Raw genomic sequence first — 243 nt, 5'->3', positions numbered from 1 at the left:
GCCTACCTGAAAGAGGCAGGCCGCGAGGGGCAGTTCCTGCTCAAGGACTATGCCGGCATTGCCGCCGAGGTCGACGCTGACACCCAGCAAGGCATCTTCGTCCGCTCGACTTTCGACGCCACCAAGGTGTGGGTGCGCGAAGGCAGCTGGGCCATGACCGGCAAGGACATCCGCTGGTATGGCGCCATTGCCGGCTCCGGCCACGGCGCCGCCAACCACACCGCCATCCAGGCAGCCATCGAC

The 243-nt window shown here is 66.7% G+C and carries 1 protein-coding gene; it reads left to right on the top strand.

What is annotated here, in order from left to right:
• A partial coding sequence (locus DC522_RS35665) for a hypothetical protein (RefSeq protein WP_205769961.1) occupies positions 1–243 on the top strand: 243 nt, incomplete at both ends.

Source organism: Microvirga sp. KLBC 81 (assembly GCF_003075415.1).
Lineage (GTDB): Bacteria > Pseudomonadota > Alphaproteobacteria > Rhizobiales > Beijerinckiaceae > Microvirga.
Note: the sequence above shows the minus strand (reverse complement) of the source record. Positions and strands in the feature narration are given on the sequence as shown.